A 25,509-nucleotide genomic window follows, 5' to 3' on the forward strand; every position below is an offset into this window, starting at 1 on the left:
AACAGCGGCAGTCTTTAGGAGGTTCCTAAACTGCCGCCTCGGGAAAAAAGAACGTTTATTTTGTCAGGCGCGTCAGCAGCTGCCCCAGTCGGCCACCGCGGAATAAATAATTGTCGCGAATATTCGCCGCATCCACCTGGGGGTAAGCTCCGGGTTCTATATCCCTGAGGATACTGATCTTTTCCTCGACACTCATCTTGCCACGCTCGATAAGCTTCTGTTCTCGATCCTCAACTTCAGCTAAGTCACACAGGCGAGGCTTGCTGAGCGTCTGTTTTTGCCCATCGAGAACGATCATTACCTTTGGTCGCAAGCGCCGGTCGTAGGTCTGTTCCACCACCACGCCGACTTCTCCGGTGGACAACTCCACCTGAGTACCCGTGGGATAGAGGCCAATAGCCTGAATGAACTCCACTACCAACTGTTCCTGGTAGGCGATACCTCTCAGGTCATACAACTTGGCAACTGCCCGGGATGGCGCTACCGGCTCACTGGAACCTCTTGGATTAGTGGCTTCATCATAGAAAGTCACTATTCCGCACATGCGCGCCAACACTGAAATCCTGTCACCGCGCAAGCCCTCAGGGTAACCACTACCATCGTGGCGCTCGCAGTGGGCACTAATGACTTCGATAACCTTCGGATCTATTTGTGGGTCTGCCGACAGCATCTTGACGCTGTGCTGCACAAACTTTCGATACTCCAATTCACTGCGCGGGTCGCGCTGCTTCATCTGCAGCACTTCCCCGTCGATAGCCAGCTTGCCTACATCCTTCAGCAGAGTAGCCACCCCGAGCTTTAGTAAATCACTGCGTGAAAGACCGATATGGCGGCCGAATAGCACCGCCCAAATACTGGCACGCACCGAGTGACTGTAGGTGTGCTCATCCTTATCTCGCACACGAGCCAGCCAGGCAAACGCATCGGGACTGCGCAGCACACTTTCTACTAAATCCTCAACGACTTGGTTGACCTGCTGCACCGGTATGGGCCTGTTGTTGGAGACAAGCCCCATTACCTCATTCATACCATAGAGGATCTGGCCGTGGAGCTTGCGCGCATTACTGGCTTCCCGTTGCGCCGGCTGCGGAGGGGGGTATTTTTTATGGGAAACAGTGACAGGTTTGCAGGGGATAGTGACCGCTGTGCGGCCGGAAGCACGGCCCTTTGCGGAAGTGTCGCTGCCCCCGAGTAATCGTCGCAGGGTAACTCCGGCACTGCCGACAGTTTTGTGTATATCGACATAAACAAACCGGCAGTATTTCTGTAGCTGCCGAATTTCTTCCAAATCGCGGATATAAAAACCCTGCAGCGCAAATGGAGTGCGTGTCCAAGGCCTGTCGAGCTTGGAGACAAACATGCCGCGCTGTAAATCACCGACAGAAATTTTTGCTTGTTCGATTGCCACTGGGGAAGGTGCCGACAACTGTAGTTAACGCTAAAACGCTGCCCTGAAAGACCCCGTGGCGTAAGATCCTCGGTCCTCTGGGCAAGCTCACCTTTATATCATGGAGAGATATTAAGGTTCACCCGCCCAAAGTGAGACTGTATTCACAGACTCAGGGATCAGTGGCCAATTTAGGCGTGATATTGGGCTGACAGCTCTACCACAGCTTCAATCATGGCTCCGGCATGTTTGGGATCTACCTTCGGGGTAATTCCGTGACCTAAATTGAAAACGTGGCCACTACCCTGACCAAAAGACTTCAAAACAGCCGCCACTTCTGTGCGAATTCGTTCGGGACTCGCGTAGAGAACAGCTGGGTCCAAGTTACCTTGCAGGGCCACCTTGTCTCCCACTCGGGCGCGGGCACTGCCAATGTCTGTAGTCCAATCCAAGCCCAGGGCGTCAGCGCCGGTATCAGCCATTGCTTCCAACCACTGACCGCCTCCCTTAGTGAACAGGATGGCCGGCACTCGACGACCGTCGATTTCTTTAATCAGCCCCTGGAGAATTCTCTGCATATATTTCAGGGAGAATTCACGATAAGCACTGTGGCTGAGTGCCCCGCCCCAGGTATCAAAGATCTGTACGGCCTGGGCTCCAGCGCGAATCTGGGCGTTCAGGTAATCGGTAACAGAGTCGGCCAGCACCGTGAGTAACTGGTGCATCAGCTCAGGGCGGTTGTAGAGCATTTCCTTACAGCGGGCAAAATCCTTGCTGGAGCCACCTTCAACCATATAAGTCGCCAGCGTCCAGGGGCTGCCGGAGAAGCCGATAAGCGGCACGCGACCATTCAACTCGCGGCGGATGGTGGACACGGCATTCATCACATAGTCCAAATCCTTTTCGCTGTTCACCACTTCCAGGGCTTCGATATCAGCCGCCGTGCGCAGGGGCTTGTGGAACTTCGGGCCCTCTCCTTCAGAGAAATAGAGGCCCAGGCCCATGGCATCGGGAATAGTCAGGATATCGGAAAACAGAATGGCGGCGTCCAGCGGGTAGCGCTCCAGAGGTTGCAGCGTTACCTCACAGGCCAGCTCAGTATTGCGGCACAGATCCATAAAGCTGCCAGCTTCGGCGCGGCTGGCTCGATATTCCGGCAGGTAGCGCCCCGCCTGTCGCATCATCCACACGGGCGTTCGATCCACTGGCTGGCGCAGAAGGGCGCGAAGAAAGCGGTCATTTTTCAATTCGGACGGTTTGGTATCAGACATAGGCACACCGAGCGGGCTAAAAAAACGGGCATTGTACAGGGGCTTGGCCGCTATACACAGGGTGGCAAAGATATTGCGAGGTGCCTATTGGGACTGGCACAAATGTGCACGGAATAATTGGGCAGTGAGGGACCGTGCCCCCACTGCAAATCAGAAACGATTAAATATCCAGGTAATCGAGAATACCTTCACCGGCCTGGCGCCCTTCCCAGATAGCTGTCACTACCAGGTCCGAGCCGCGCACCATATCGCCGCCGGCAAAAACCTTCTCATTGGAGGTCTGGAATTTGTATTTTTGTTTTTCTGGAGCGACGACACCACCCCAGTCGGCAACTTCAATATTGTGCTGCGGAAACCACTCTGCCGGGCTGGGACGGAAGCCAAAGGCCACCAGAACGATATCCGCCGGGATAATTTCTTCAGAACCGGGCACCACCTGAGGGCGGCGGCGGCCGTTTTCATCGGGCTCACCGAGCTCCGTAGTGACCACTTTAACCCCGGCCACCTTGCCATCCCCAACGATCTCAACCGGCTGGCGATTGAACAGGAACTGTACGCCCTCTTCCTTGGCATTGGCCACTTCCCGGCGCGAGCCAGGCATATTTTCCTCATCGCGGCGGTAGGCACAGGTTACGCTCTTAGCACCCAATCGAATCGAGCTGCGGTTACAGTCCATGGCGGTATCACCACCACCGAGAACCACCACGCGCTTGCCCTCAACCGAAACAAATTCGGAAGCATCGCGCTCCCAGCCCATATTGCGATTTACGTTGGCAATCAGGAATGGCAAAGCATCGTGAACACCAGGCAGATCTTCACCGGGGAAGCCACCCCTCATGTAGTTGTAAGTGCCCATCCCCATAAAGACAGCATCGTAGTCATTGAGCAGCTGCTCAAAACTGATGTCCTTACCCACCTCAGTATTGAGACAGAACTCAACGCCCATCTCAGTAAAGACCTCCCGGCGCTGCTGCATTACCGACTTTTCCAGCTTGAATTCGGGAATACCAAAGGTAATCAGGCCACCAATTTCCGGGTGCTTGTCGAACACCACTGGCTGCACGCCGTTGCGCACCAAAATATCAGCGCAGCCCAGCCCAGCCGGGCCGGCACCAATCACCGCTACTCGTTTACCCGTTTTCTCAACATGGCTTAAGTCCGGGCGCCATCCCAGGGCGAAGGCTGTATCAGTAATGTACTTTTCCGCATTGCCGATGGTGACCGCACCAAAGCCATCATTGAGGGTACATGCGCCCTCACAGAGGCGGTCCTGGGGACACACCCGGCCACAGACTTCCGGCAGGGTATTGGTTTCGTGGCAGAGTTCAGCTGCCTCAATAACATTGCCCTCGCTGATCAGCTTCAACCAGTTGGGAATGTAGTTGTGTACCGGGCACTTCCATTCGCAATAGGGGTTGCCACAATCCAGGCAGCGGTGCGCCTGGCTGGCCACCTGTCGCTCGCTGAAAGGCTCATAAATTTCAACAAACTCGCCGGTGCGGGTGATGATGTCCTTCTTCGGCGGATCGATGCGACTTACGTCGATAAACTGGAAGTCGTTGTTCAGTCTGTCTTTCATACTGTTTCTCCACCCCGCCTTTATTCGCCGCGCTTGCGCACGTCGGAAAGAAGATCTGCAAGGCTCGCCGCCTTTGGTTTAACCAGCCAGAAACGGCTCAAGTAATCATCGAAGTTATCCAATAACTCGGCGCCCCAGGCGCTCTGGGTCTCCGCCGCATACTCCTCGATAACTTCGCGCAGGTGACTCTGGTGTGGCTCGAGAATTTCGCTGCTGATTCGGCGCAGCTCGATCAACTCATGGTTGCAGCGATCAAAGAAATCCCGCTCCATATCCAGGACATAGGCGAAGCCACCGGTCATACCGGCGCCGAAGTTAAATCCGGTGCGCCCGAGAACCGCGACCATACCCCCGGTCATATATTCACAGCAGTGATCTCCAGCCCCTTCGACTACCGCAAAGGCACCGGAGTTGCGCACGGCGAAGCGCTCACCGGCACAGCCCGCCGCAAATAGCTTGCCACCCGTGGCGCCGTAGAGACAGGTATTGCCGACAATACTGGTTTTCTGGGAGGCGAACGAGCTACCTTGCGGTGGTCGTATAACCAGCTTGCCGCCGGCCATGCCCTTACCCACATAGTCGTTGGCATCACCATCCAGGTACATTTCCAGACCACCGGCATTCCACACTCCGAATGACTGGCCGGCGACTCCTTTGAGGCGCAGTTTCACCGGAGCTTCAACCATGCCCTGGTTACCGTAGCGCTTGGCGATCTCGCCAGACAGGCGCGCACCTAAGGATCGGTCACAGTTGGTCACGTCGTAGCTGAACTCGCCACCTTTAAAGCCTTCGATGGTAGGCAGGATATCCGCCACCATCCGCTCCGCCAGTTCGCCCTTATCCCACGGATCATTGGTCGCGGACTGACAGGTTTGCGGCTTGCTGTCCAACAGCTCATCCGTATGTAATAGAGGCGCGAGATCCAGCTTTTTCTGCTTGTCAGTTTCGCCATCCAGCACGCGCAGTAAGTCCACACGCCCCACCAACTCTTCCAGGCTGCGCACCCCGAGCTTGGCCATCCACTCGCGGGTCTCCTCGGCGACAAAACGGAAGAAGTTCATCGCCATTTCTGCGGTGCCGATATAGTGCTCGTCACGCAGGTCCTTCTTCTGGGTGGCGATACCGGTGGCACAGTTATTCAAGTGACAGATCCGCAGATACTTACAGCCGATCGCCACCATGGGTGCCGTACCAAAGCCGAAGCTCTCAGCGCCGAGAATTGCCGCCTTGATCACATCGAGGCCAGTTTTCAGGCCGCCATCGGTTTGTACCCGAACCTTGCCGCGCAAATCATTGGCACGCAGGGTCTGGTGGGTTTCCGCCAATCCCAGCTCCCAGGGCGACCCGGCATAGCGAATCGAGGTGATTGGGCTGGCTGCTGTGCCGCCGTCGTAGCCGGAGATGGTGATCAAATCCGCATAGGCTTTGGCAACACCCGCAGCAATGGTGCCAACCCCGGGCCGCGATACCAGTTTTACCGAGACCAAGGCATCGGGATTGACCTGTTTGAGGTCGTAGATCAGCTGCGCCAAGTCTTCGATGGAATAGATATCGTGATGCGGCGGCGGGGAAATCAGGGTCACACCGGGCACCGAATAGCGAAGCCGCGCGATCAGTTCGTTGACCTTGCCACCGGGCAGCTGACCGCCTTCACCGGGCTTGGCGCCCTGGGCTACCTTAATTTGCAATACCTCGGCATTTACCAGGTAGTGCGGTGTTACGCCAAAACGACCGGAGGCAATTTGCTTAATCTTGGAGACTTTATCAGTGCCAAAACGGGCAGGATCTTCACCGCCCTCGCCACTGTTTGAACGCCCACCCAGGCGATTCATCGCTTGAGCCAGGGATTCATGGGCTTCGGGGGACAGGGCCCCCAGGGACATGGCCGCCGTATCAAAGCGACGCAAAATCTGCTCTGCCGGCTCCACATCTTCCAGAGCTACCGGTTCGATGTTCTCCTTGAAGTCCAGCATATCCCGCAATGTCGCCACCGGGCGCTGGTTAACCAGCTCCGCGTAGTCCCGCCACGCGGCATAGTCACCGGTGCTGGCAGCGCGCCGCAGGGTAGTCACCACATCCGGGTTAAAAGCGTGATACTCCTGGCCGTAGACAAACTTGTGCAGGCCGCCGGGGGAAACAGGTTTGCGGGCTTTCCAGGCAATTTCAGAGCGGGCCGCCATATCGGCTTGCAGCTCGGGGAAGCCGGCACCTTCAATGCGAGTGGGCGCTCCGGGGAAACACAGGTCCACCACATCCTTGGAAATACCCACCAGCTCGAACAGCAGTGCGCCGCGATAAGAGGCAACGGTGGAAATGCCCATCTTGGACAGGATCTTTAACAGGCCCTTGATAATGCCGTTGCGGTAATTTTTCTGCGCCTCAGCGGCATCCAGCAGCAATTCACCGGTATCGATCAGGTGATTGATAATGCTGTAGGAGAAATACGGGTGTACTGCGGTGGCACCGACACCAACCAAACAGGCCAACTGATGTGCATCGCGGGCGCTGGCGGTATCCACCACAACATTGGAGTCACAGCGCAAGCCCGCATGTACCAGGTGGTGGTGCACCGCGCCCGTCGCCAGCAGTGCATCGATTGGCAAGTGCCCCTCTCGAATATCGCGATCGGACAGTACTACAATCACAGCCCCCGCCCGCACTGAGGCCTCAACTTTGGCGCAGAGCTGTTCAATCGCCGACTTGAGGTCCTGTTCAGCGGGGTCGTAGTTCAGGTCGAAGATCTCCGCTTCGAAGCCCGGGCGATCAAGGGATAAGAGTGCCGTGTACTTCATATGGGAAAGTACTGGCGAAGACAGGATCACCCGATCCGCGTGCTCGGGGGTTTCCTCAAATACGGATTTCTCTCGACCCAGGCAGGTCTCCAGAGACATCACCACGGTTTCCCGCAGGGGGTCAATTGGCGGGTTGGTTACCTGGGCAAACTGCTGGCGGAAGTAGTCGTAGAGCGAGCGGTTGTAACGGGACAAAACCGCCATCGGCGTATCATCGCCCATTGAACCGACCGCTTCCTGCCCCGCCTCAGCCATGGGCCGGACGACTTTATCGCGCTCTTCCAGGGAGGAGCTGAACAGCTTTTGGTAAACCTTGAATTGCTGGTGGGAGAAGTTGTTGTCCACCGGCGCAGTAACCAAAGTAGAGCGGATACGGCGTGCTTTATCCTTGAGCCAACGCTTATAGGGCTGTGCCCGCTTGAGCATATTATCGATGTCAGCGGTGTGGTAGAGCTTGCCCTCTTGGGTGTCCACCGACAGCATCTGCCCCGGTCCAAGGCGGCCCTTAGCCACAACATCTTCAGGGGCATAGTCGTACACGCCCACCTCGGAGGCCACAGTGATCAGGTCATCCTTGGTAATCACCCAGCGCGAGGGGCGCAAGCCGTTGCGGTCCAGGGTACATACCGCATAGCGGCCATCGGTCATCACCAATCCAGCCGGCCCATCCCAGGGCTCCATATGCATGGAGATATATTCGTAAAAGGCGCGCAGGTCCGCATCCATTCCTTCAACATTTTGCCAGGCCGGCGGCACTAGCATGCGCACGGCCCGGTGCAGCTCCATGCCGCCCGCCAACAGCATCTCCAGCATGTTGTCCAGGCTGGAGGAGTCGGAACCCTCACGGTTAACCAGGGGCACCAGCTCATTCAGCTCTGGAATCAGGTCAGTGGCAAATTTACTGGTGCGGGCAACAGACCAGTTGCGATTGCCGGTAATAGTGTTGATCTCGCCATTGTGTGCCAGCAAGCGGAATGGCTGAGCCAGGGGCCAGCGGGGCATGGTATTGGTAGAAAAGCGCTGGTGGAAAACACAGATCGCGGTTTCCAGGCGCGGGTCGGCCAGTTCTGGGAAAAACTTGGGCAGATCAGCCGGAATCATCAGGCCTTTGTAGGAGAGGACACTGGTTGAAAGGCTGGCGATATAGACTTCGCTACTTAAGCGCAACTCGGCTTTGCGACGGGCCACATACAGACGGGCATTGAATTTCGCCTCGCCGAGGGGCTCGTCCGCATCGTTGATCAGCAGTTGCTCAAAGTGCGGCAGGCAATCCCGGGCAATAGGGCCCAGGCATTCCGGGTTAGTCGGTACGGTGCGCCAGCCGACGGTCTTTAGGCCCTGAGCTTGCAACTCAGTTTCGAGAATTTTGCGGGCTTTATCGGCCTCGGCTTGATCGAGTGGGAGCATGATTGATCCCACTGCGTAGGTTGCTGTCAGCTCAGCACCAAACAGGGTCTTGGCTTCTGCGCGAAGGAAAGCATCCGGCTTTTGCAGCAAAAGACCACAACCATCACCGGTTTTACCATCGGCGGCAATACCGCCCCGGTGGGTCATGCAAGTGAGGGATTCGATGGCCGTCTGCACCAACTTGTGACTTGCCACACCGTGCAAATGAGCGATCAGACCAAAACCGCAGTTGTCCTTAAACTCATCCAACTGATACAGACTGCTACCCATAGAATTCCTCGTCGCTATCGATTGGGGGACCACTGGCGCTTAAAAAAGAAGTGCCTGATATGGGCGAATGTCACTTTAAGCTTCGCGCTACGCTCTCCTGCGGTCCCTTGGAAAAAGATCCCGAGATAAAAAAAGCCCTCTGCTGGGGCTTTTTTTGTTGTTATTGGCGGTTTTTTGCCCCGCCTTTCCTTTCGGGGGGGCGCAATATTACTTGCCCAACACTACATTTTCAACTTTTAGCAGTGTATTAGTCTGTCAAATCAAACAAAACCAAACTTATCTTCTAGCAGTCAATCTTTCTGGTACTCAATCCTATTTTTAAGACAATAAGAGCAGGGTTATCACTCAGCACCACAGTTTTTCAGTGCATTTATAATCATTTTTCTAGGGGTATCATCGACAATAATTGCTTCTCCCAGCGCCTTTAGCAGTACCAAACGCAATTTTCCGTCCAACACCTTCTTATCCACCTGCATTACTTGGAGGAATTCATCGGTTGTCATACCTTCCGGTGCCTGCTGCGGCAAATCAGCCGCCTCTAGCATCACTCGCAACCGCTCCACCAGCTCTGCATCGATATCTCCGCGCAATCTGGATAACTCCAACGCCATAACCATGCCGGCGGCAACGGCCTCACCGTGTAACCAACTGCCATACCCCTGGACTGCCTCAATAGCGTGGCCGAAGGTATGGCCAAGATTCAGTATCGCCCTACGACCACTCTCGCGCTCATCACTGGCAACAACATCCGCCTTGTCGGCGCAACAGCGCTCAATAGCGTAAGCCAGTGCTGCGGGCTCCCGCGTTAGTAACTTTTGTAAATTCTCCTCGATCCATTCGAAGAATGGGCTGTCACAGATCAATCCGTATTTAATGACCTCGGCGAGGCCTGCGGAAAATTCACGTGCAGGCAATGTGGCAAGGGTATCGGTATCCGCAAGGACAAGGCGGGGCTGGTGGAAGGCGCCAATCATATTTTTACCAAGAGGATGATTAACGCCGGTCTTTCCCCCAACAGAGGAGTCAACCAAAGACAGCAGGGTAGTCGGTACCTGAATAAAGTTAACCCCGCGCTGATAACAGGCTGCAGCAAAACCGCACATATCTCCAACGACACCACCGCCCAACGCGATTAGTGTCGTAGTGCGGTTGTGACGCTTTTCCAGCAGCACATCAAAAATTCGATTCACTGTGTCGAGTGATTTAAAAGCTTCACCATCGGGAAGCTCGACAACATCCACTTTATCGAGCCCTTTTAGCCCTTCCAATAATGTCGCCAAATAAAAAGGAGCAATAGTTTCATTGGTAACAATGCAAACTTGCCGGCCTTTAATGTAAGGGAGGATATATTGCGCGTCACCGAGCAAACCTGAACCAATAATTATCGGATAACTACGCTCGCCGAGTTCTACGTTAAGGCTTTGCATACTGCTCTCAATCCCCTAGTGCTTATCTCAACAGAAGTGAGACGCACTTTAGCACAGACGCTTGGGACTAATCGGACAGCAGGCTGCCTAAGTGTTCTGCGACCAGGAGGGATGCTTGTTTGGGGGAGAGGTCATTGGTGTCGCAAATAATATCTGCAACCTCACGATACAGAGGTTCGCGCTCCTGCAAAATTTCCGCAATACGCTGACGGGGGTTGGGTACACGAAGCAACGGGCGATTGGTATTCTTTGAAGTACGCTCCAGAAGCTGATCGATATTGGCCTGCAAATAAACTACATGGCCATATTTTTGTAGCTGGCGTCGATTCTCCTCGAGCAAAACTATTCCGCCACCGGTACCGATAACCTGGCACTCACCCTGGCAGAGCTCTTCCAATATTTCACTCTCACGACGGCGAAATCCGGCTTCGCCTTCTACATCAAAAATCCAGGGAATATCCGCACCAGTGCGCTCTTCCAGCACTTTGTCGGTATCGGCAAAAGGCAGCTGCAATTGCGCTGCCAACAACCTGCCGATCGTAGACTTGCCGGCCCCCATGGGGCCGACCAGGAAAATAGAGCGGGTGATCACTTAGAGTAGAAAGCCTCGTCTTCAAGAATACGCGGTGTGATAAACATCAGGATCTCACGTTTATCGTCCGTGCGTATAGTCTTCTTAAACAAGTTACCGACATAAGGGATATCTCCCAACAAAGGAACTTTTGTTTCACTCTCTACGACGGTACCTTCAAAAATACCACCGAGAACAATTGTTTCTCCATTGCGAACCAGTACCTTCGTAGCTAAGGTATTGATATTAATCGAGGGAACCTCGCCATCCCCCACACTGACATATTCTCCAATACTATTCTGCTCAATATTTAAAGACATAATAATATTGTTGTCTGGAGTGATTTGAGGGGTCACATTCAGCTCTAATACCGCCTCCCGGAAAGTAATTGAAGCAGCTCCAGAAGAGGTAGTTTCCTGATAGGGAATCTCAACACCAGACTGAATATTGGCTTCTTGTTTATCTCCAGTGACAACTTTAGGCTGGGAGACTACTTCGGCCAACCCACTGTCCTCTAGGGCTGACAACTCCAATCCAAGGTAAAAATCATTTTTCAGTATTGCATAAGCAATACTACCTGCTGGGTTAGCCACCCCCAGATCGACTAGGAGCGGATCAAAGTCTCCTCCACTCAAGCTTCCCAATGCTTGATCTTCATCTAGAGAAACACCGCCAGCGCCCACACCATAAGTACTATCATTTACATCAGTTCCATCTACAAAATCCCACTGCACACCCAATTCACGCTGGAAGTCGCTAGTAGCAGTAACAATTCGGGCTTCAATCATTACCTGACGAATAGGGATATCAATTACTTCGATCAACTCTCGGAACTGAGCAATCTTATCTTCGGTATCAGTTAGAATGATAGTGTTTGTACGCTCGTCTACAATTGCACTGCCACGAGAAGACAACATAGTTGGAGTATTTGCGGAACTGTTACTAGTGCCGCCACCAGCAAATCCTCCTTGGCTGGATCCACTATTCTGCCTTCCAGAAAAAAGCTCGAATAGCTCTCCCGCATCGGCATAACGAACACTAATATACTCCGTTCTCAGCGGGGCTAACTCTTCTAACTGCTTGCGAGTCTCCAATTCTTGGCGCTCTCTCTCAGCTATTTCCGCTGCTGGAGCAACCATAATAACACTGCCTTCCTGACGCTTATCCAAACCTTTGGCTTTCAGAATTAGAGCCAGGGCTTGATCCCAGGGTACTCCATCCAGCCGAAGTGTAATTCGCCCCTGAACAGTATCACTCGCCACTAAATTAAGATCAGTAAAATCTGCAATGACCTGTAGAACTGAACGAACTTCGATGTCCTGGAAATTAAGAGACAGCTTCTTTCCATCAAACTGAAATTCTTTTTCTTTCTCCCGAATTTCTTGAGCGGAAAGAGGTTTGACGCTAAGCACATATTCAGTATCTGCTTGATAGGCCAAATAATCGTATTCAATATCACTTGGATCTACAGAGATAACCGTATTACGGCCATCATAATCCACAGTAATTGAGCTTACGGGGGTAGCAAAATCCGTGACGTCCAGTCTCTGGCGTAAACCTTCTGGCAGCCCTGCCCCAAGAAAGGTTAAATAGATTTTTCCGTTTGTGCGTTCAACATCAATGTTTACCGCAGGGTCAGTCAGGCTAACGATGACCTTACCCTCACCCTCCTCGCCTCTACGAAAATCTACATTGTTTACGGCTACATTACCTGCAGATTGAAACTGTTTTTCCCCACCTAAATCCAAACCACTGTCATGTGCATTTGCATTTGCATTTGCAACCTGATTAATAACCTGAACCTCATTTTCTGAAGTTTCAGACCCTATTTCCATCACCAACTGATTACCCTGGCGCTCACTTGAGTACACCGGTAGCTCATCAAGGTTCACTATCAGGCGCGTGCGGTCTTCACCAGAAACTATCACGGCACTTCGAGCGGCACCAATTCCAAGAGAGTATTTTTTTTGCGGGAGCGCACTTTCAACCCCAGCAAAATCTAAAACGATTCTAGCAGGCTGCTCTATTGTATAGCCTGTCGGCTCCGGGGGAGCCTCACTAAAAGTCAGCCGAAGTTGGACTCGGCTCCCAGGAAGTTCAGCAAACTGAATATCATTAAGCTGGTTTATTTGAGCATGCGCGACCGAAAGCATTGATAGACCAACCAGAATCAGTTGGAGTCGAGCCATAAAAAAGGCGAACTGCTTAATGTTCATTATCCGTTGTCCCTCTCTTCCAACGTCAGTGCCCGTGGCCGTTCAATCCAGCCTCCGGTACCATCCGGGATAATTTCTAAAATATCTAGCTGTGCATTAGTGGCATTTACCACTCGGCCATGATTTTTTCCAAGATAGTTACCAACCGTAATACGGTGAATCCCTCCGGCACCATCATTAATCAAGGCCCAGATCTGACCATCCTGGGACAAACTTCCGACCATCGATATTGCATCGATGCTAACTCCTTCCAGCAACTCTCGTTGGCGAGTTAAGTCCGGAGCAATATCAAGCCTGCGCCCAACTATCCGTTGCTCAGACTCAAGAACAGGGCGAGTAAAAGGACTTCTTTGCGCAGCAGCAGCGTAAATATATGGGCTGTATGGAGTAAATGTAGGAATAGGTTCAATTTGCCCCTTTGGTCGACTCTCCACTTTAGCCATGCGGTCGCGCAACTCGGTATAGTCAGAGCTGGAATCACACCCGGCAATGACTAAAAAGGCGGCTACAATCGCGAGGTTTTTAATCATCCCTCTTCACCCTGATCTTTATAACGATAGGTCTTGGCGTTAATCGTCATACTGAGCAAACCGCCTTCTTTATCATTTACGATCTTAAAATCGTGTAAAGTCACTATTCGGGGCATACCCGCAATACCACTGACAAAAGCTCCAAATTCATGGTATCCACCTTTAACAGATATCTGGATTGGCAATTCCACATAGAATTCTCCAACCCGCTCTCTCTGCAGGTCAATATCATTAATCGTTAGGCCACTTCCACGACCATATTCATCAATATCTTCAAGAAGTCCTGGCACTTCAGTATCTTTAGGAAGCTGTTCAAGCAATGCTCCAAAAGTTAGATTCATTTCTTTTAATTGAGCTCGATAGGCATCCAAATTAGCAGCCTGCTTTTGCTTACTCTCAAACTGTTTAAACAGTTGCTGCTCTTTACTCTCTGCAAGTTCCAGTTGTCTATAGCGCTCATTAATCAAAGCGTAATAACCGAGGCCCGTAATCACCGCCGACACAATAATTAGTAGTGCTATGCGTCCAGGTAGGGGCCAAACTCCCATACGGGAGAGCTCGATATCACTGAGATCAAGCTCGTTTATCTGCTTTAGCGTTTCTGCCAATGCCATGGTCCGATCCCTTATTTTTTCTCAGTGCCTTGTTCTTCATCCTGCTTTCTGCCGGTAACGTTAACCGTCAATTTGAAAGAACTTGCTTGTTCACCAAATCTTGGGCTCGCGGTAACTCCAGCTAAAGCCGGCGACTCATACCAATCAGACTGGTCAAGATTCCGCATAAAGGAAGAAACACGATTATTAGACTCTGCCACACCCGAAATAGATAGCTTTTTCCCCTTCCGCTCAATTGAATTAAGCCATAGTCCCTCTGGAGTAGCTTGTACTATTTCATCAAAATAACGCACAGAAAGAGGCCTGTTCCCTTGCAACTCCTGGATCACCCGCATACGGTCAATCAGCTCCTGCCGGCGTTTCTTGAGATCCTTAATCTCTCTTACCTGAATATCTAGCTCTTTAATCCTGTTCTTCAGAATCTGGTTATCTGCATTTTGGTCGACTATTTGTGCATCGACAGTCTTCATCCAGCCAAATACAGCAGCGGCCACTATAAGAACAACCACGACTATTATTTGCTGAAATTCTTTTTGCTTTTGTGCGCGATACTCTTGGCGCCAAGGCAGAAGGTTAATCTTTGCCATATCAGTAATCCTTCTCCCTCATCGCCAAACCAGTGGCAATCATCAATGAGGGGGCCTCATTTGCTAACGCCTGGCGATTTACCCGTGAAGACACACTCATTTTCAGGAATGGATTAGCAACTAAGGTAGGGCGGCCCAATTTCTCACTAATCAGCTCCCCAATCCCCTCCATAGCGGCAACCCCACCTCCTAGAAGGATATGGTCAACATCACTATATGAAGTAGAGGAATAGAAAAACTGCAAGGACCGGGTTACCTGTTGCACTACTGCATCGCGGAACGGCTCCAATACCTCAGCGAAATAATCATCGGGCAGCCCGCTCCCCCCCTGGCGTTTTGCTAGGCTCGCCTCTTCAGCTGAAAGGCCATAACGACGTTGAATCTCATCGGTAAGCTGGCGCCCTCCAAAGAGTTGTTCACGGGTATACACCGTTTTGCCATCCACAAGAACCGACAAGGCACTCATCGTCGCCCCAATATCGATTACCGCAACTACCAGTTGCTCTTGCGGGGGAAGTTGATCTTCCAGTAGCGTGTAAGTGCGCTCAATAGCGTATGCCTCAACATCCACTACACCGGGTTCCAGCTCCGCCTCTCCCAACGCTGAGATCCGCTGCTCAATATTTTCTGTACGGCACGCCGCGAGCAGGACCTCCATTTGGCCTTCCCCTTTTTCAGAAGGCCCCTGCACCTCAAAGTCCAGGCTGACTTCTTCAAGTGGATAGGGAATATACTGGTCAGCTTCAGCAGCAATCTGAGACTCTAAATCATCATCAGTAAGGTCCGCTGGCATTTCGAGGGTCTTGGTAATCACTGCTGATCCAGACACCGCAACGGCCGCTTCTCGCAAGCGTGTCTTGGAGCGTCGTACAACTTTGCGAATAGCCTCAGCCGTCGCCCCCACATCATTGATATTCTTATCAACTACAGCATTGGGTGGGAGAGGTTCCACGGCGTAACTTTCGACACGATATTTGTCGCCGTTGCGACTTAGCTCCAGCAACTTGACCGCAGTAGAGCTAATATCGAGTCCCAACATGGCCTTGGGGCCTTTGCTCAGAAAAGGGAAAATTCCCATTTTTTCTTATCTTTTCCGTGGGTTATGAGGGTTTGATGTTATAGCACTTTAAATTAACGCTTCAACCTGCATTTGCATAGGTAATAGCGCACAATATTCGTATAATTATTCACCTAATCACTTTGATGAAGTACACAGAAGCAGTTTCATGACCGTAAAAGCCCGCAATCGTCTGCTCGCACTGCTTTGGCTCGGCCTTGCCGGTGTAGCCGCTACAGCAATGGCCCTGGCCAGTATCTATCTCTACCTCAAACCGGGGTTGCCCTCAGTGGAGAGCCTCCGCGATATCCGCTTACAAACCCCTCTTAGGGTCTACTCACGGGATATGAAGCTAATCGGTGAGTTCGGTGAAAAGCGGCGCAACCCTATCACGATCGAGCAAACGCCAGAACCCTTTATCAAAGCGATTCTCGCCGCTGAGGATGCAAGCTTTTACTCCCACAATGGTGTTTCCATCAAAGGTTTGATGCGGGCGGCCTCGCAGCTGATTAAGACCGGCTCTATCCAGTCTGGTGGTAGTACACTGACAATGCAGGTGGCGCGCAACTTCTTTCTCAGTCGAGAGCAGCGTTTTGTGCGCAAGTTCAATGAAATTTTGCTATCGCTGCAAATCGAGCAAGAGCTGACCAAGGACGAGATCCTCGCCCTTTACATCAATAAGATCTTCCTTGGAAACCGCGCCTATGGTTTCCAGGCTGCAGCTCAGGTGTATTACGGCAAAGATATCAAGGATCTGAACCTGGCTCAGTGGGCTATGATGGCGGGACTCCCCAAAGCGCCATCAACCTTCAACCCTCTCGCCAACCCCTCCCGAGCCTTGGTGCGCCGCAACTGGATCCTGATGCGGATGCTCGATCTCGGCTATATCAACCAGGATCAATATAACCAATCTATCACTGCGCCAGTAACAGCCAGCTATCACAGCCGCGACCTCGACCTGGATGCGCCCTATATCGCCGAGATGGCACGGAAGGAGGCGGTAGACCTCTTTGGCGACAACGCTTATACCGACGGCTACCAGGTCATAACAACGGTAGACAGTCGCCTGCAGGAGTCGGCTCGCAATGCGCTTCAGCATGGTCTGGAAACCTATGATGCGCGCCACGGCTATCGTGGCCCAGAACAGCGTCTTGCACCAGAATTGCTGCAAGATAGCGACCAACTTATCGATTTACTCAACGAGATTCCGATTCTCGGCGGTTTGGAACCCGGCGTTGTCACCGCAGTAGAACCCAAGAAACTTCAAGTTCAACTGAGAGATAGGCGCGTAATTGAATTGCCTTGGAGCAATGGGCTCAGTTCTATCAGGCCCTATATTTCTGAGAGCGCTCGGGGCGCTCGCCTTCAGTCCGCTGAAAAAATGTTTGCGCCCGGAGATGTTATTCGGCTGCGCAAGGTCGTTAAGGAAAAGAAAGAGAGCAACTCCAGTAGCGAGATGATCGCCACTGCTGTAGATGAGCCCCTTCAGGCCGATCCGTTTGCGGATCCAGAGAGCGGTGATACCAAGCCTGCTGAACCCCAGGTGACCGAAGAGTGGGTTCTAGCCCAGGTCCCGGAAGCACAGGGCGCCCTGGTATCTATTGAGCCCGAAGATGGGGCTATCCGCGCCCTTGTCGGTGGTTATGACTTCCGCCAGAGCCACTTCAATCGGGCCACTCAGGCTGCCCGGCAACCCGGCTCCAGCTTCAAGCCCTTTATTTACGCCTCGGCGATCGAGCGCGGATATACAGCGGCGAGCATTATCAATGATGCCCCGATTATCTTTGAGGAAACCAACCTGCAAGATGTATGGCGGCCTGAAAATGACGGGGGGACCTTCCTCGGCCCAACCCGCCTGCGTATGGCGTTGTACAAGTCCCGCAATATGGTCTCAATCCGGTTGCTGCAATCCCTAGGACTGGACTACGCCCTGGGCTTTGTCGAAGGCTTTGGGTTTGAGCGCAGCAAGCTCGCCCGCAACCTGACCATTGCTCTAGGTAGCTCCGCTCTCACGCCCTTGGAGATGGTGCGAGGCTATGCCGCCTTCGCCAATGGTGGCTACCGAGTGGAGCCCTACCTGGTTGACCAGGTATTGGATGTTAATGGCGAAGTCCTGTATCAGGCACTGCCTCTCACTGTATGCGATAACTGTCCCGAGCCAGGCACAGGCTCTGAAACTCTGTCCGCTGAACCCGTCGATCTCGCGGAATTACAGCTGGAAGGACAAGGGGTCGATCAAGGTGAAGAGCCAGCAGAGCTACACGTACTGCCCGTTGGCCCCCTCAACCCGAGCAAGAGCCAAGCGCGTCCTCGCGCTCCGCGAGCCATGTCCGCAGAGACGGCATACATAATGGATTCGATGCTCAAGGATGTTATCAAAAAGGGTACCGGGCGCCGCGCTCTGGCGATGAAGCGCGGTGATATTGCCGGAAAGACCGGAACCACCAATGGTCCACGGGATGCGTGGTTCTCGGGTTACAGCCCCTACCTGGCAACCAGTGCCTGGGTTGGCTTCGATTCCTATGGCGAACTGGGTAAAAATGAATACGGTGGCTCAGCCGCCCTGCCTATCTGGATCGATTTTATGAGCAGTGCCCTCGAAGGTCTTCCCGAGCGCCACCTGGCTCAACCAGATGGCATAGTTACGGTACGCATCAACCCTCAAAATGGCTTACGCACCTCTTACGGCGGCATGTTTGAGATATTCAGAACCAACCGGGTGCCGGGCCGCGAAGTGTATAACCCATATCGCAACCGATACACCGATGACGATATGGATATGCCCAGCCAGGATGGCCGGGAAGATTCTTTACCGGAAGAGCTGTTCTAAGCGAACAGCCCAATCAAAAAAGGGGCCTCAGGCCCCTTTTTTGGTGATACATCGCAAAACAACTCAGTCACTGCGATAGCGCAAGCAGGCCCGCTCTAATCCCTGCAGGTCGGGAATAACCGCCTCCTCACCAGAAAGCGCCACATGCATTAACTCTCCAGGGCTTAGCGGCTGCTCTCGCAGTGCCAACTCCTCAGGGGTAACCCGTACCAGGCGCGGAGTGCCGCGCAAGAGCAATGCAAAATACGGCAGCTCACCATCGGGATTTCCCGTACTCAGCACCGCAATACGCCCCTCTTCTGCAACTGCTCCCAAGGCACCACCACGCATCACTTCAAAAGATACCACCGGCAGGCGCTGTTCCCGCCAAATCAGATCTCCCAAATACCACTCGGGTACATCTTGAACTGCCATCGGCGTCTGCATTGCAACAACCTCTGAGAGGCTGTCCACCGGCACCAGCAGCTGCCCCTGCTCAAGGGGCAATAACAGGCTGCTCACTTCCTGGGGGACATCTACCGGCAGCGCTTCAACTTCACTCATTGCCTATCTCTATATTATTCCTGATATTTGCCGTCTCAGCTTCCGACAGCTTCGGCATCCGCGTACTCACGAATAGCCGCCAGCAGTACATCTTCCTGGTAAGGCTTACCCAGGTAGTGGTTAACTCCCAGGGACATAGCGTGATCGCGGTGCTTATTACCGGTACGCGAGGTGATCATTACGATAGGAATATCGCGCAGGCGGCTGCTGGAGCGAATATGGCGGGCAACCTCGAAGCCATCCATACGCGGCATCTCAATATCCAGCAAGATCAGATCCGGGATCTTATCTTGCAGCTGGATAACCGCATCCTGACCATCCTTTGCAGTGCTAACCAGATAGCCCTCTCGCTCCAGGAAGCGCGTAGTTACCTTGCGCACTGTAACCGAGTCGTCCACAACCATAACGGTCTGCTGGCGCGCCTCCTGCTCGGACTGCACTTCAGGCTCTTCCAGAATTTGAAGCTGTGGCACTTCCGGCCTTGCCAGCTGAGTGGCCTGGCGACGCAGCAGGGCGTGTGCGTCGAGAATCACCACGACGCTACCATCACCAGTTACCGTTGCACCTGATACCCCTTGAACCCCGGAGAACTGCGGGCCGAGGCTTTTAACTACAATCTCGCGGCTGCCCTTAATGGCATCTACCTGTAATGCCATAGCGTGCCCTTCCGAGCGCACCAACAAAACGGGCAGTTGCATATCATCGACACTGAGCTTGGGTTGAGCACCAGACTTCAGCAGAGTACCGAAATAGCTAACCTGATAGAGTTCTCCCGCGTATTCGAAACGCGCATCATCTGAGCGATAGTAGTGCTCCAGCTCAAATGGGCTGAGGCGCACAATACCTTCGATGGTATTCAGCGGCAGTGCAAACAGGTCATCGCCAATTCGCACCATCAAAGCGCGGTTAACCGAAACTGTGAAAGGCAGACGAACGACAAATTCTGTTCCTGCGCCTGCTTCTGAATTGATGTGAACGCTACCACCAATCTGCTTCAGCTCGGCGGATACAACGTCCATGCCCACACCCCGGCCAGAGATCTGGGTAACTTTTTCTGCAGTGGTAAAACCGGCCTGCAGAATGAACTGAAGAATCTCATTATTCGAGAGCTCAGCATCCGGCCTCATCAGGCCATTTTCCACCGCCTTTTCCCTTACGCGGATCAAGTTGACACCGGCACCATCATCGCGGATGGTGAGGACAACTTCACTGCCCTCCCTTTTCAGCGCCACATCAATACGCCCACGCTCAGACTTGCCGGCAGCCAAACGCTCCTCTGGCATTTCAATGCCGTGGTCCACAGCGTTGCGCAGCATATGTTCCAGCGGAGCAACCATACGCTCCAACATGGACCTGTCCAGCTCGCCTTCCACGTTGGAGAATCCCAACTCGACCTGCTTGCCCAGCTCAGCACTTACCTGGCGCACGATGCGACGCAGGCGCGGTACCAGACGGGAGAAAGGTACCATGCGGCTGCGCATCAGTCCTTCCTGCAATTCGGTGTTTACTCGAGATTGCTGAAGCAACAGGGTCTCTGTATCCCGTGCCTTGTTATTCAGGGTGGAGCGCAGCTCCATCAAGTCAGATGTGGACTCCAGCAGGGAACGGGATAATTGCTGAATAGACGAGTAACGGTCCATTTCCAGCGGATCGAAGTCGCCGTCCTGTTCTGCCAACTGCTCCTGGCGGAACAGGATCTGAGCTTCGGTCTCGCGGTCCAGGCGGCGCAGCTGTTCGTTGAGACGCACCAGCGTCACATCCATCTCGTCCAGGGCGAGACCGAACTCACTCATCTGCTCTTCAAGACGACCACGGGAAATTGCAGTCTCACCGGCGAGGTTTACCAACTCCTCCAGAAGTTCAGCAGCGACACGCACCATCTCCTGGGGCTGGTTCCGGGTCGGTGCCGCTACCTCCTGCTCTGCATTACCGGCCTTGCGGATAAACGGCAAAACGTTATCACTTTCCTGACCTACAGCAATCTCGGGTAGCTGCGTAGCAACTACATCAGTATCCGGCTGAGTACTCTCGGCCGCAGTGACTTCATCACCTTGTTCCGCATCCGCTACGAGAACAGTTTCTTGAGGTTGTTCACCTGGAGCTTCAGATTCAATAACTACTTCTGCAGCTGCCGAGTTAGCCGGTTTCTGATCCGCCCAATCGGTGCTGACCAGCTGTACAAAAGCATCAAGCTGTTCACCAGCCATCCACGCGCGAACTGTCTCTACTCCATCGGCGAGACGATCGTGGATACCATGGGCATTGGCGAAGAAATCTGCGGAGGGCCGATCGTTGTCGCGCATGCCCTCGATCACCGTTTCAAAACGGTGAGCTACTTCACCCAGCCCCATTAGGCCAGCCATACGTGCACCACCTTTAAAGGTGTGCAATACACGCTTCAGGGCCTCACCTTGCTCGCGACCTTCCGGCTCCTCTTCCCAACTCTGGATCAGTTCCTCCAGCTCATCGGTAAGATCTCCCGCCTCCTCCATAAAGACATCGACAACATCCGGGTCAATGTCTGCCAGCAACTTCTGTAAATCGACTGATTGAGCGGAATCCTGTGATGACACCTCGCTACCCGGTTGCTCGATAACCAGGTCGCCAGCAGGTTCAACTTCCGGTACATAGAAGGGTTCTTCAAATTGAGAGACATCCTCAACGGCGGCCTCAACTTCTATGGCCTGCAATTGAGGAATTTCCGAATCCTCAGCCTCACCACCGAGAGATTCCCCATCGTGCGACACCTGTAATACAGGTGGCTCAATCCACTCATCAGGGGAAGCATCTGAAACCAGAAGCTCGGTTACTTCCGTGGGCTCCGGCGCCTGCTCTTCAGGCTCGGCAATAGCCAGTGCTTCGCTATCGATTCCCAGTTCATTGAGGTCGTAATCATCTTCAGCTGAAGAGCTAGTTTCCTCACCCTGAGCCAGGTAGCGAAGCGCCTCTTCCACAGCTTCACTGACTTCAGGGAGGTCTTGTGCTGCTGCTACTGCATCGATTAAATCAAGTAGCTCGTTGTGTCCCTGCTCAAGAGAGGCCCATAGCGCTGGCTCCTGCTCAAGATCACCAGCAAGGACTTTGCGATAAACATTCAGCAACAGCTCAGCGAGCTCGGCCAGGATCGACAACTGCGCCCGGCTGGCCGCCTCCTGCAGAACATTGAGTTCGTCAGCGACCAATACAACACGACTTTTATCTGCCGGGTCGGCGCGCCACTCAGTCAGCATTTGGTCTGCATCAAGCAGCACCCGCATGCCATCAGCCATCAAGACTTCGAGAAGCTGGGGATCGACCGCGCGAGGTTCATTCGCCTCGCGCTCGCGAATCAAGTGACCTACAGAGCGCTCCTGCAATTCAGCAACGCGAGCAAGAAACTGTTCCGATTTCTCTATTGCGAGAGGCTCTGAAGAGCGAATCTGTTCCAGCACTTCACGCACATAGGTGGCGCTATCATTGATCAGATCAAAAATATCTGCATCGATAGGCACCTGATAAATACGCAGCTCTTTAGCGAAGCGCTCCAGTGGCGCCATAATTTCGGCAACCACTTTGACTTCCGCCATATGTGCGGAGCCTTTTAGTGTGTGGAGTGCCCGGTGCATTGGATCGCTGGGAACACCATACAAAGGCGCGGCAGCCTGCATATCCAACAGATACTCATCTACGACATTGAGGTGCGTCTCTGCCTCCTGGGCAAAAATTTCCCAGAGTTGAGCCAGGTCTTCTCCGGTGTCCTCAACAACGTCAACTGCCGCGACACCGCCTGCACTTTGGGCTTCCAGATCAGCGGGCATCTCTCCCGCACTCAGCTGCTCAGCCCAAGCTTGTAACTGCAGGGTAAGCTGCTGATCGGGGTCGCTCTGTCCGTGTTTAAACGCCTCAATCATTGAGGGGAACTTCTGATACACCTGCTCAATCAGGTATACATGGGCAGGCCCGGGTTTCACACTGCCATCGATAACCCGGTTGAGCATATTCTCCACAGACCAGGCCAGTTCACCAATATCCAGGGCCTCGACCATACGGCCCGACCCCTTCAGGGTATGGAAGCCCCGACGAAACTCTACCAGGGCATCCTGATTGGCAAAATTGGCAGCCCACTCCGGGAAGTAACAACTGATATGCGCAAGAACTTCCCCGGCTTCTTCCAGGAAGATCTCGATAATTTCATCGTCAATCAGGCTCTCAGTGTCATCACCGAGTTCCTCCGTCGTATCCGCGACCTCTGCAACTGCAGCAACCGGCTCAGCCTCAGCAGACTCTACCATCGGTGCAGCTTCAATGAAGTCAGCAATCTCAGCAGGCGCTTCCTCAGCTTCAGGAGCCTCTATCCCAGTTTCAACTTCAAGTACCGGAGCAGCTTCAACCTGAGGAGCCCCATCAGAGAACCAAGACTCCTCCGGAACAGACTCTCCATCGATTTCCAGCTCGGACTCCACAACAGAATCTGCTTGATCGACAGGCAGCTGCAAAGTTATGGCAGATGACTCTTCCGCATTTATTTCAGCTTGAGAGTCCAGAGATTCGTCAGAAACCGCAGTGGCTTCGTCATCGGGGATTAAATCGTAATCAATAAGATCTGGCAGTTCGGGTTCTGATATCGGGGGCGCTTCCAGACTGGCGTCGGCCTCACTCTCGTCGACGATCTTCAGCGAAACGCCCAAAGCCTCTACGCTATCTTCAGCCAGTGCCAAAAGCATTTCTGCATCAGCCAGACCTTCCGCACGACGCTCCAGGTAGTATTCAACACTGGTAATGGCATCTGCCAGAGTATCCAGCATTGTCCATTCGGGCTGTTCTCCAGCCTCAATCAGGGAGCTGCCAATATAGCGGTTGCAAGCGGAGATGATTTCACCCGCTCGCTGGTAACCCACCATTTCGAGACCACCACAGACTTCCTGTAAACGCTGTGGCACACGGCTCAGGTAACTGATATCCCAGTGGCTGGCCACATACTCCATGACCGCTTCTTTTACCGCTTCCAGACCGAGTCTGGCCTCGCGTAATACAGAGTCAGTGGCGTCGCCCATAATGGGCTGCTCATCGTCGACTTTTTTATTGCGATCGACAGTGGCGGCAAGCGCTGAATCGAGCTGAACCAATTCCCCGGCGGCACGCATCAGGTACTCTTCAACGTCACTACCACGGGAGGCGTCGCGAAGGTCTTCGTAGACACTGCGAGCGCGAACCCGCTGCGCCTCCAATCCCAAAATACCGAGTGTATCCGCGAGACGCTTGGCCACTGCGGCAGTGTCAGACAGCGAGGGTTGTTCTGTATCAGTTGTACTGGGCTCCAGTGCTTCACGCACCAACTGCAGTTCATCGCGCACTGCAGCAATTGCACTGCCTAAGGCTTCTGGCCCCATCGCCAATACGTCTTCAGTATCCGGGCGAGGCGTACCGGGAACCGCCTTATCTAGTGCGAAGCGCTGGTAGAGTTTCTCGCAGTGCGGCCCATTCGGACCGGCGAGGTAGACATAAAAAAGTAGGTTGCGCAGAAAGTCCTGATCCAGGCGCGCATCCAATACCTTTGCGCCACGCCCCTGCAACAACCTGAATTCAATATCCACCTTGCGCAGTAAATGGCGCAGTGCGGGCTGCACATTAATACGGTGCTCGCCGAGCGCCTCCAAAATACCGAACAGTACTTCCCACAGGGATTGGCGACAGCTGCCACTGTAGAGCAGCTGCATTTTTTCAATAATTTTGGTGAGGTAAGCCAGGCTTTCGCCACTGTTTACATCCCGGATCAGACCCGCAGCCGCAACGTGATACATCTTGCGCAACTTGGTGACCAGGTCATTTAAACGGGCGCTATCGGCAACGAGGGGCTGGCGCTTTCCAATCACCATTGCCAATGAAGACAGTTCTGGCGAGAAAAGCGCTCCTTCACTGATCAATCGCTCGCGGCGCACTGCGCGCAAGTCATTCATCAGGGGAAGTAAGAGAACGGCATTGTCACGACGCTGAAAAGAAACCTTTTCGAGGTAAAGGGGCAACTCCAGCAATGCGCGCATCAAAAATTCGCGCGTCTCGTCGGTATTTTCAACCGCACCAGTGGCTAGGGCCTGGATAAGTTGCTCCATCTCTTCTGCTAACATCGCGGCACCACTGAGCTGTGCCATATGCAAGCTGCCGTGCACCTGGTGCACCAGCGACAAGCTGTTTTGCAGAAGAGAGGCACCCGTATCGGGTTCTACAGCGAACGTCTCAAGAAATTGGCGCGCTTGTGCCAAAGTCTCGTTAATTTCACCGATCAGCCAATCCAAGGCCATGAAGTTCGGATTGTCGTGACTCACGCCAAGTCCCCAATAATTTATTCAGTACTCAAGCGCTACAGTTTTCTGCGAGAAAAACTCGCGGATTTATCGGAAGCAATTCCGTGCGCCCCTTTTGCGCCCGGCCAACTTTCATAATGGCCGGGC

The 25,509-nt window shown here is 53.3% G+C and carries 14 protein-coding genes; 1 reads left to right on the forward strand and 13 read right to left on the reverse strand.

All coding sequences use genetic code 11. From position 1 onward, the window contains the following. Window positions 1–55: 55 nt before the first annotated feature. The 11 genes from ACJJIW_RS04945 to ACJJIW_RS04995 all read right to left on the reverse strand — a co-directional run bounded on the left by ACJJIW_RS04945 (window position 56) and on the right by ACJJIW_RS04995 (window position 15,729). Window positions 56–1,408, reverse strand: coding sequence for a cyclic di-GMP phosphodiesterase (locus tag ACJJIW_RS04945; RefSeq protein WP_444892591.1), 1,353 nt, complete (start codon window positions 1,406–1,408; stop codon window positions 56–58). A gap of 170 nt (window positions 1,409–1,578) precedes the next feature. Further along, entirely contained in the window at window positions 1,579–2,658 is a 1,080-nt protein-coding gene (gene hemE, locus ACJJIW_RS04950) for a uroporphyrinogen decarboxylase (RefSeq protein ID WP_413664086.1), read from the reverse strand. A 160-nt stretch (window positions 2,659–2,818) separates the two neighbouring features. After that, a complete protein-coding gene (locus tag ACJJIW_RS04955; protein ID WP_282930294.1) occupies window positions 2,819–4,237 on the reverse strand; it encodes a glutamate synthase small subunit GltD family protein in 1,419 nt (472 codons plus the stop codon). A gap of 20 nt (window positions 4,238–4,257) precedes the next feature. Beyond that, the gene (gene gltB, locus ACJJIW_RS04960) at window positions 4,258–8,706 is read right to left on the reverse strand and encodes a glutamate synthase large subunit (protein ID WP_444936811.1); all 4,449 of its coding nucleotides are present in this window, start codon (window positions 8,704–8,706) and stop codon (window positions 4,258–4,260) included. A 341-nt stretch (window positions 8,707–9,047) separates the two neighbouring features. Next, a complete protein-coding gene (gene aroB / locus ACJJIW_RS04965) occupies window positions 9,048–10,133 on the reverse strand; it encodes a 3-dehydroquinate synthase (RefSeq protein WP_282930296.1) in 1,086 nt (361 codons plus the stop codon). 67 nt (window positions 10,134–10,200) lie between these two features. After that, window positions 10,201–10,722: a shikimate kinase AroK gene (gene aroK / locus ACJJIW_RS04970; RefSeq protein ID WP_282934602.1), complete on the reverse strand. Its 522-nt coding sequence runs from the start codon at window positions 10,720–10,722 to the stop codon at window positions 10,201–10,203. Continuing rightward, complete coding sequence (locus ACJJIW_RS04975) at window positions 10,722–12,920, reverse strand: type IV pilus secretin PilQ (protein ID WP_444936812.1); 2,199 nt, start codon at window positions 12,918–12,920, stop codon at window positions 10,722–10,724. Before ACJJIW_RS04975 ends, aroK begins: the two co-directional genes overlap by 1 nt. Continuing rightward, complete coding sequence (locus ACJJIW_RS04980; RefSeq protein WP_282930298.1) at window positions 12,920–13,450, reverse strand: pilus assembly protein PilP; 531 nt, start codon at window positions 13,448–13,450, stop codon at window positions 12,920–12,922. The genes ACJJIW_RS04975 and ACJJIW_RS04980 overlap by 1 nt, the downstream gene beginning before the upstream one ends. After that, window positions 13,447–14,064 (reverse strand): type IV pilus inner membrane component PilO, encoded by a 618-nt coding sequence (locus tag ACJJIW_RS04985; protein ID WP_282930299.1) that lies wholly within the window; start codon window positions 14,062–14,064, stop codon window positions 13,447–13,449. Before ACJJIW_RS04985 ends, ACJJIW_RS04980 begins: the two co-directional genes overlap by 4 nt. A gap of 11 nt (window positions 14,065–14,075) precedes the next feature. Beyond that, window positions 14,076–14,651, reverse strand: a complete 576-nt coding sequence (locus ACJJIW_RS04990) for a PilN domain-containing protein (RefSeq protein ID WP_282930300.1) — start codon at window positions 14,649–14,651, stop codon at window positions 14,076–14,078. A 1-nt stretch (window position 14,652) separates the two neighbouring features. Continuing rightward, window positions 14,653–15,729 (reverse strand): pilus assembly protein PilM, encoded by a 1,077-nt coding sequence (locus ACJJIW_RS04995; protein ID WP_444936813.1) that lies wholly within the window; start codon window positions 15,727–15,729, stop codon window positions 14,653–14,655. Between the two features lie 148 nt (window positions 15,730–15,877). Here ACJJIW_RS04995 and ACJJIW_RS05000 point away from each other — a divergent pair, with 148 nt between their 5' ends. Continuing rightward, window positions 15,878–18,538: a penicillin-binding protein 1A gene (locus ACJJIW_RS05000; protein ID WP_444936814.1), complete on the forward strand. Its 2,661-nt coding sequence runs from the start codon at window positions 15,878–15,880 to the stop codon at window positions 18,536–18,538. Between the two features lie 63 nt (window positions 18,539–18,601). On the opposite strand, the gene ACJJIW_RS05005 is transcribed toward ACJJIW_RS05000, so the two are convergent. Further along, the gene (locus ACJJIW_RS05005) at window positions 18,602–19,081 is read right to left on the reverse strand and encodes a chemotaxis protein CheW (RefSeq protein ID WP_282930302.1); all 480 of its coding nucleotides are present in this window, start codon (window positions 19,079–19,081) and stop codon (window positions 18,602–18,604) included. 35 nt (window positions 19,082–19,116) lie between these two features. Then, complete coding sequence (locus ACJJIW_RS05010; protein ID WP_444936815.1) at window positions 19,117–25,383, reverse strand: hybrid sensor histidine kinase/response regulator; 6,267 nt, start codon at window positions 25,381–25,383, stop codon at window positions 19,117–19,119. Window positions 25,384–25,509: the final 126 nt, after the last annotated feature.

This window comes from Microbulbifer maximicatervae (SeqCode) (assembly GCF_052467815.1).

Bases quoted from the DNA above. Each gene is read 5' to 3' on its own strand.
- hemE (WP_413664086.1), bottom strand. From the start codon at position 2,658: ATGTCTGATACCAAACCGTCCGAATTGAAAAATGACCGCTTTCTTCGC.
- ACJJIW_RS04955 (WP_282930294.1), bottom strand. From the start codon at position 4,237: ATGAAAGACAGACTGAACAACGACTTCCAGTTTATCGACGTAAGTCGC.
- gltB (WP_444936811.1), bottom strand. From the start codon at position 8,706: ATGGGTAGCAGTCTGTATCAGTTGGATGAGTTTAAGGACAACTGCGGT.
- aroB (WP_282930296.1), bottom strand. From the start codon at position 10,133: ATGCAAAGCCTTAACGTAGAACTCGGCGAGCGTAGTTATCCGATAATT.
- ACJJIW_RS04975 (WP_444936812.1), bottom strand. From the start codon at position 12,920: ATGAACATTAAGCAGTTCGCCTTTTTTATGGCTCGACTCCAACTGATT.
- ACJJIW_RS04980 (WP_282930298.1), bottom strand. From the start codon at position 13,450: ATGATTAAAAACCTCGCGATTGTAGCCGCCTTTTTAGTCATTGCCGGG.
- ACJJIW_RS04985 (WP_282930299.1), bottom strand. From the start codon at position 14,064: ATGGCATTGGCAGAAACGCTAAAGCAGATAAACGAGCTTGATCTCAGT.
- ACJJIW_RS04990 (WP_282930300.1), bottom strand. From the start codon at position 14,651: ATGGCAAAGATTAACCTTCTGCCTTGGCGCCAAGAGTATCGCGCACAA.
- ACJJIW_RS04995 (WP_444936813.1), bottom strand. From the start codon at position 15,729: ATGGGAATTTTCCCTTTTCTGAGCAAAGGCCCCAAGGCCATGTTGGGA.
- ACJJIW_RS05000 (WP_444936814.1), top strand. From the start codon at position 15,878: ATGACCGTAAAAGCCCGCAATCGTCTGCTCGCACTGCTTTGGCTCGGC.
- ACJJIW_RS05005 (WP_282930302.1), bottom strand. From the start codon at position 19,081: ATGAGTGAAGTTGAAGCGCTGCCGGTAGATGTCCCCCAGGAAGTGAGC.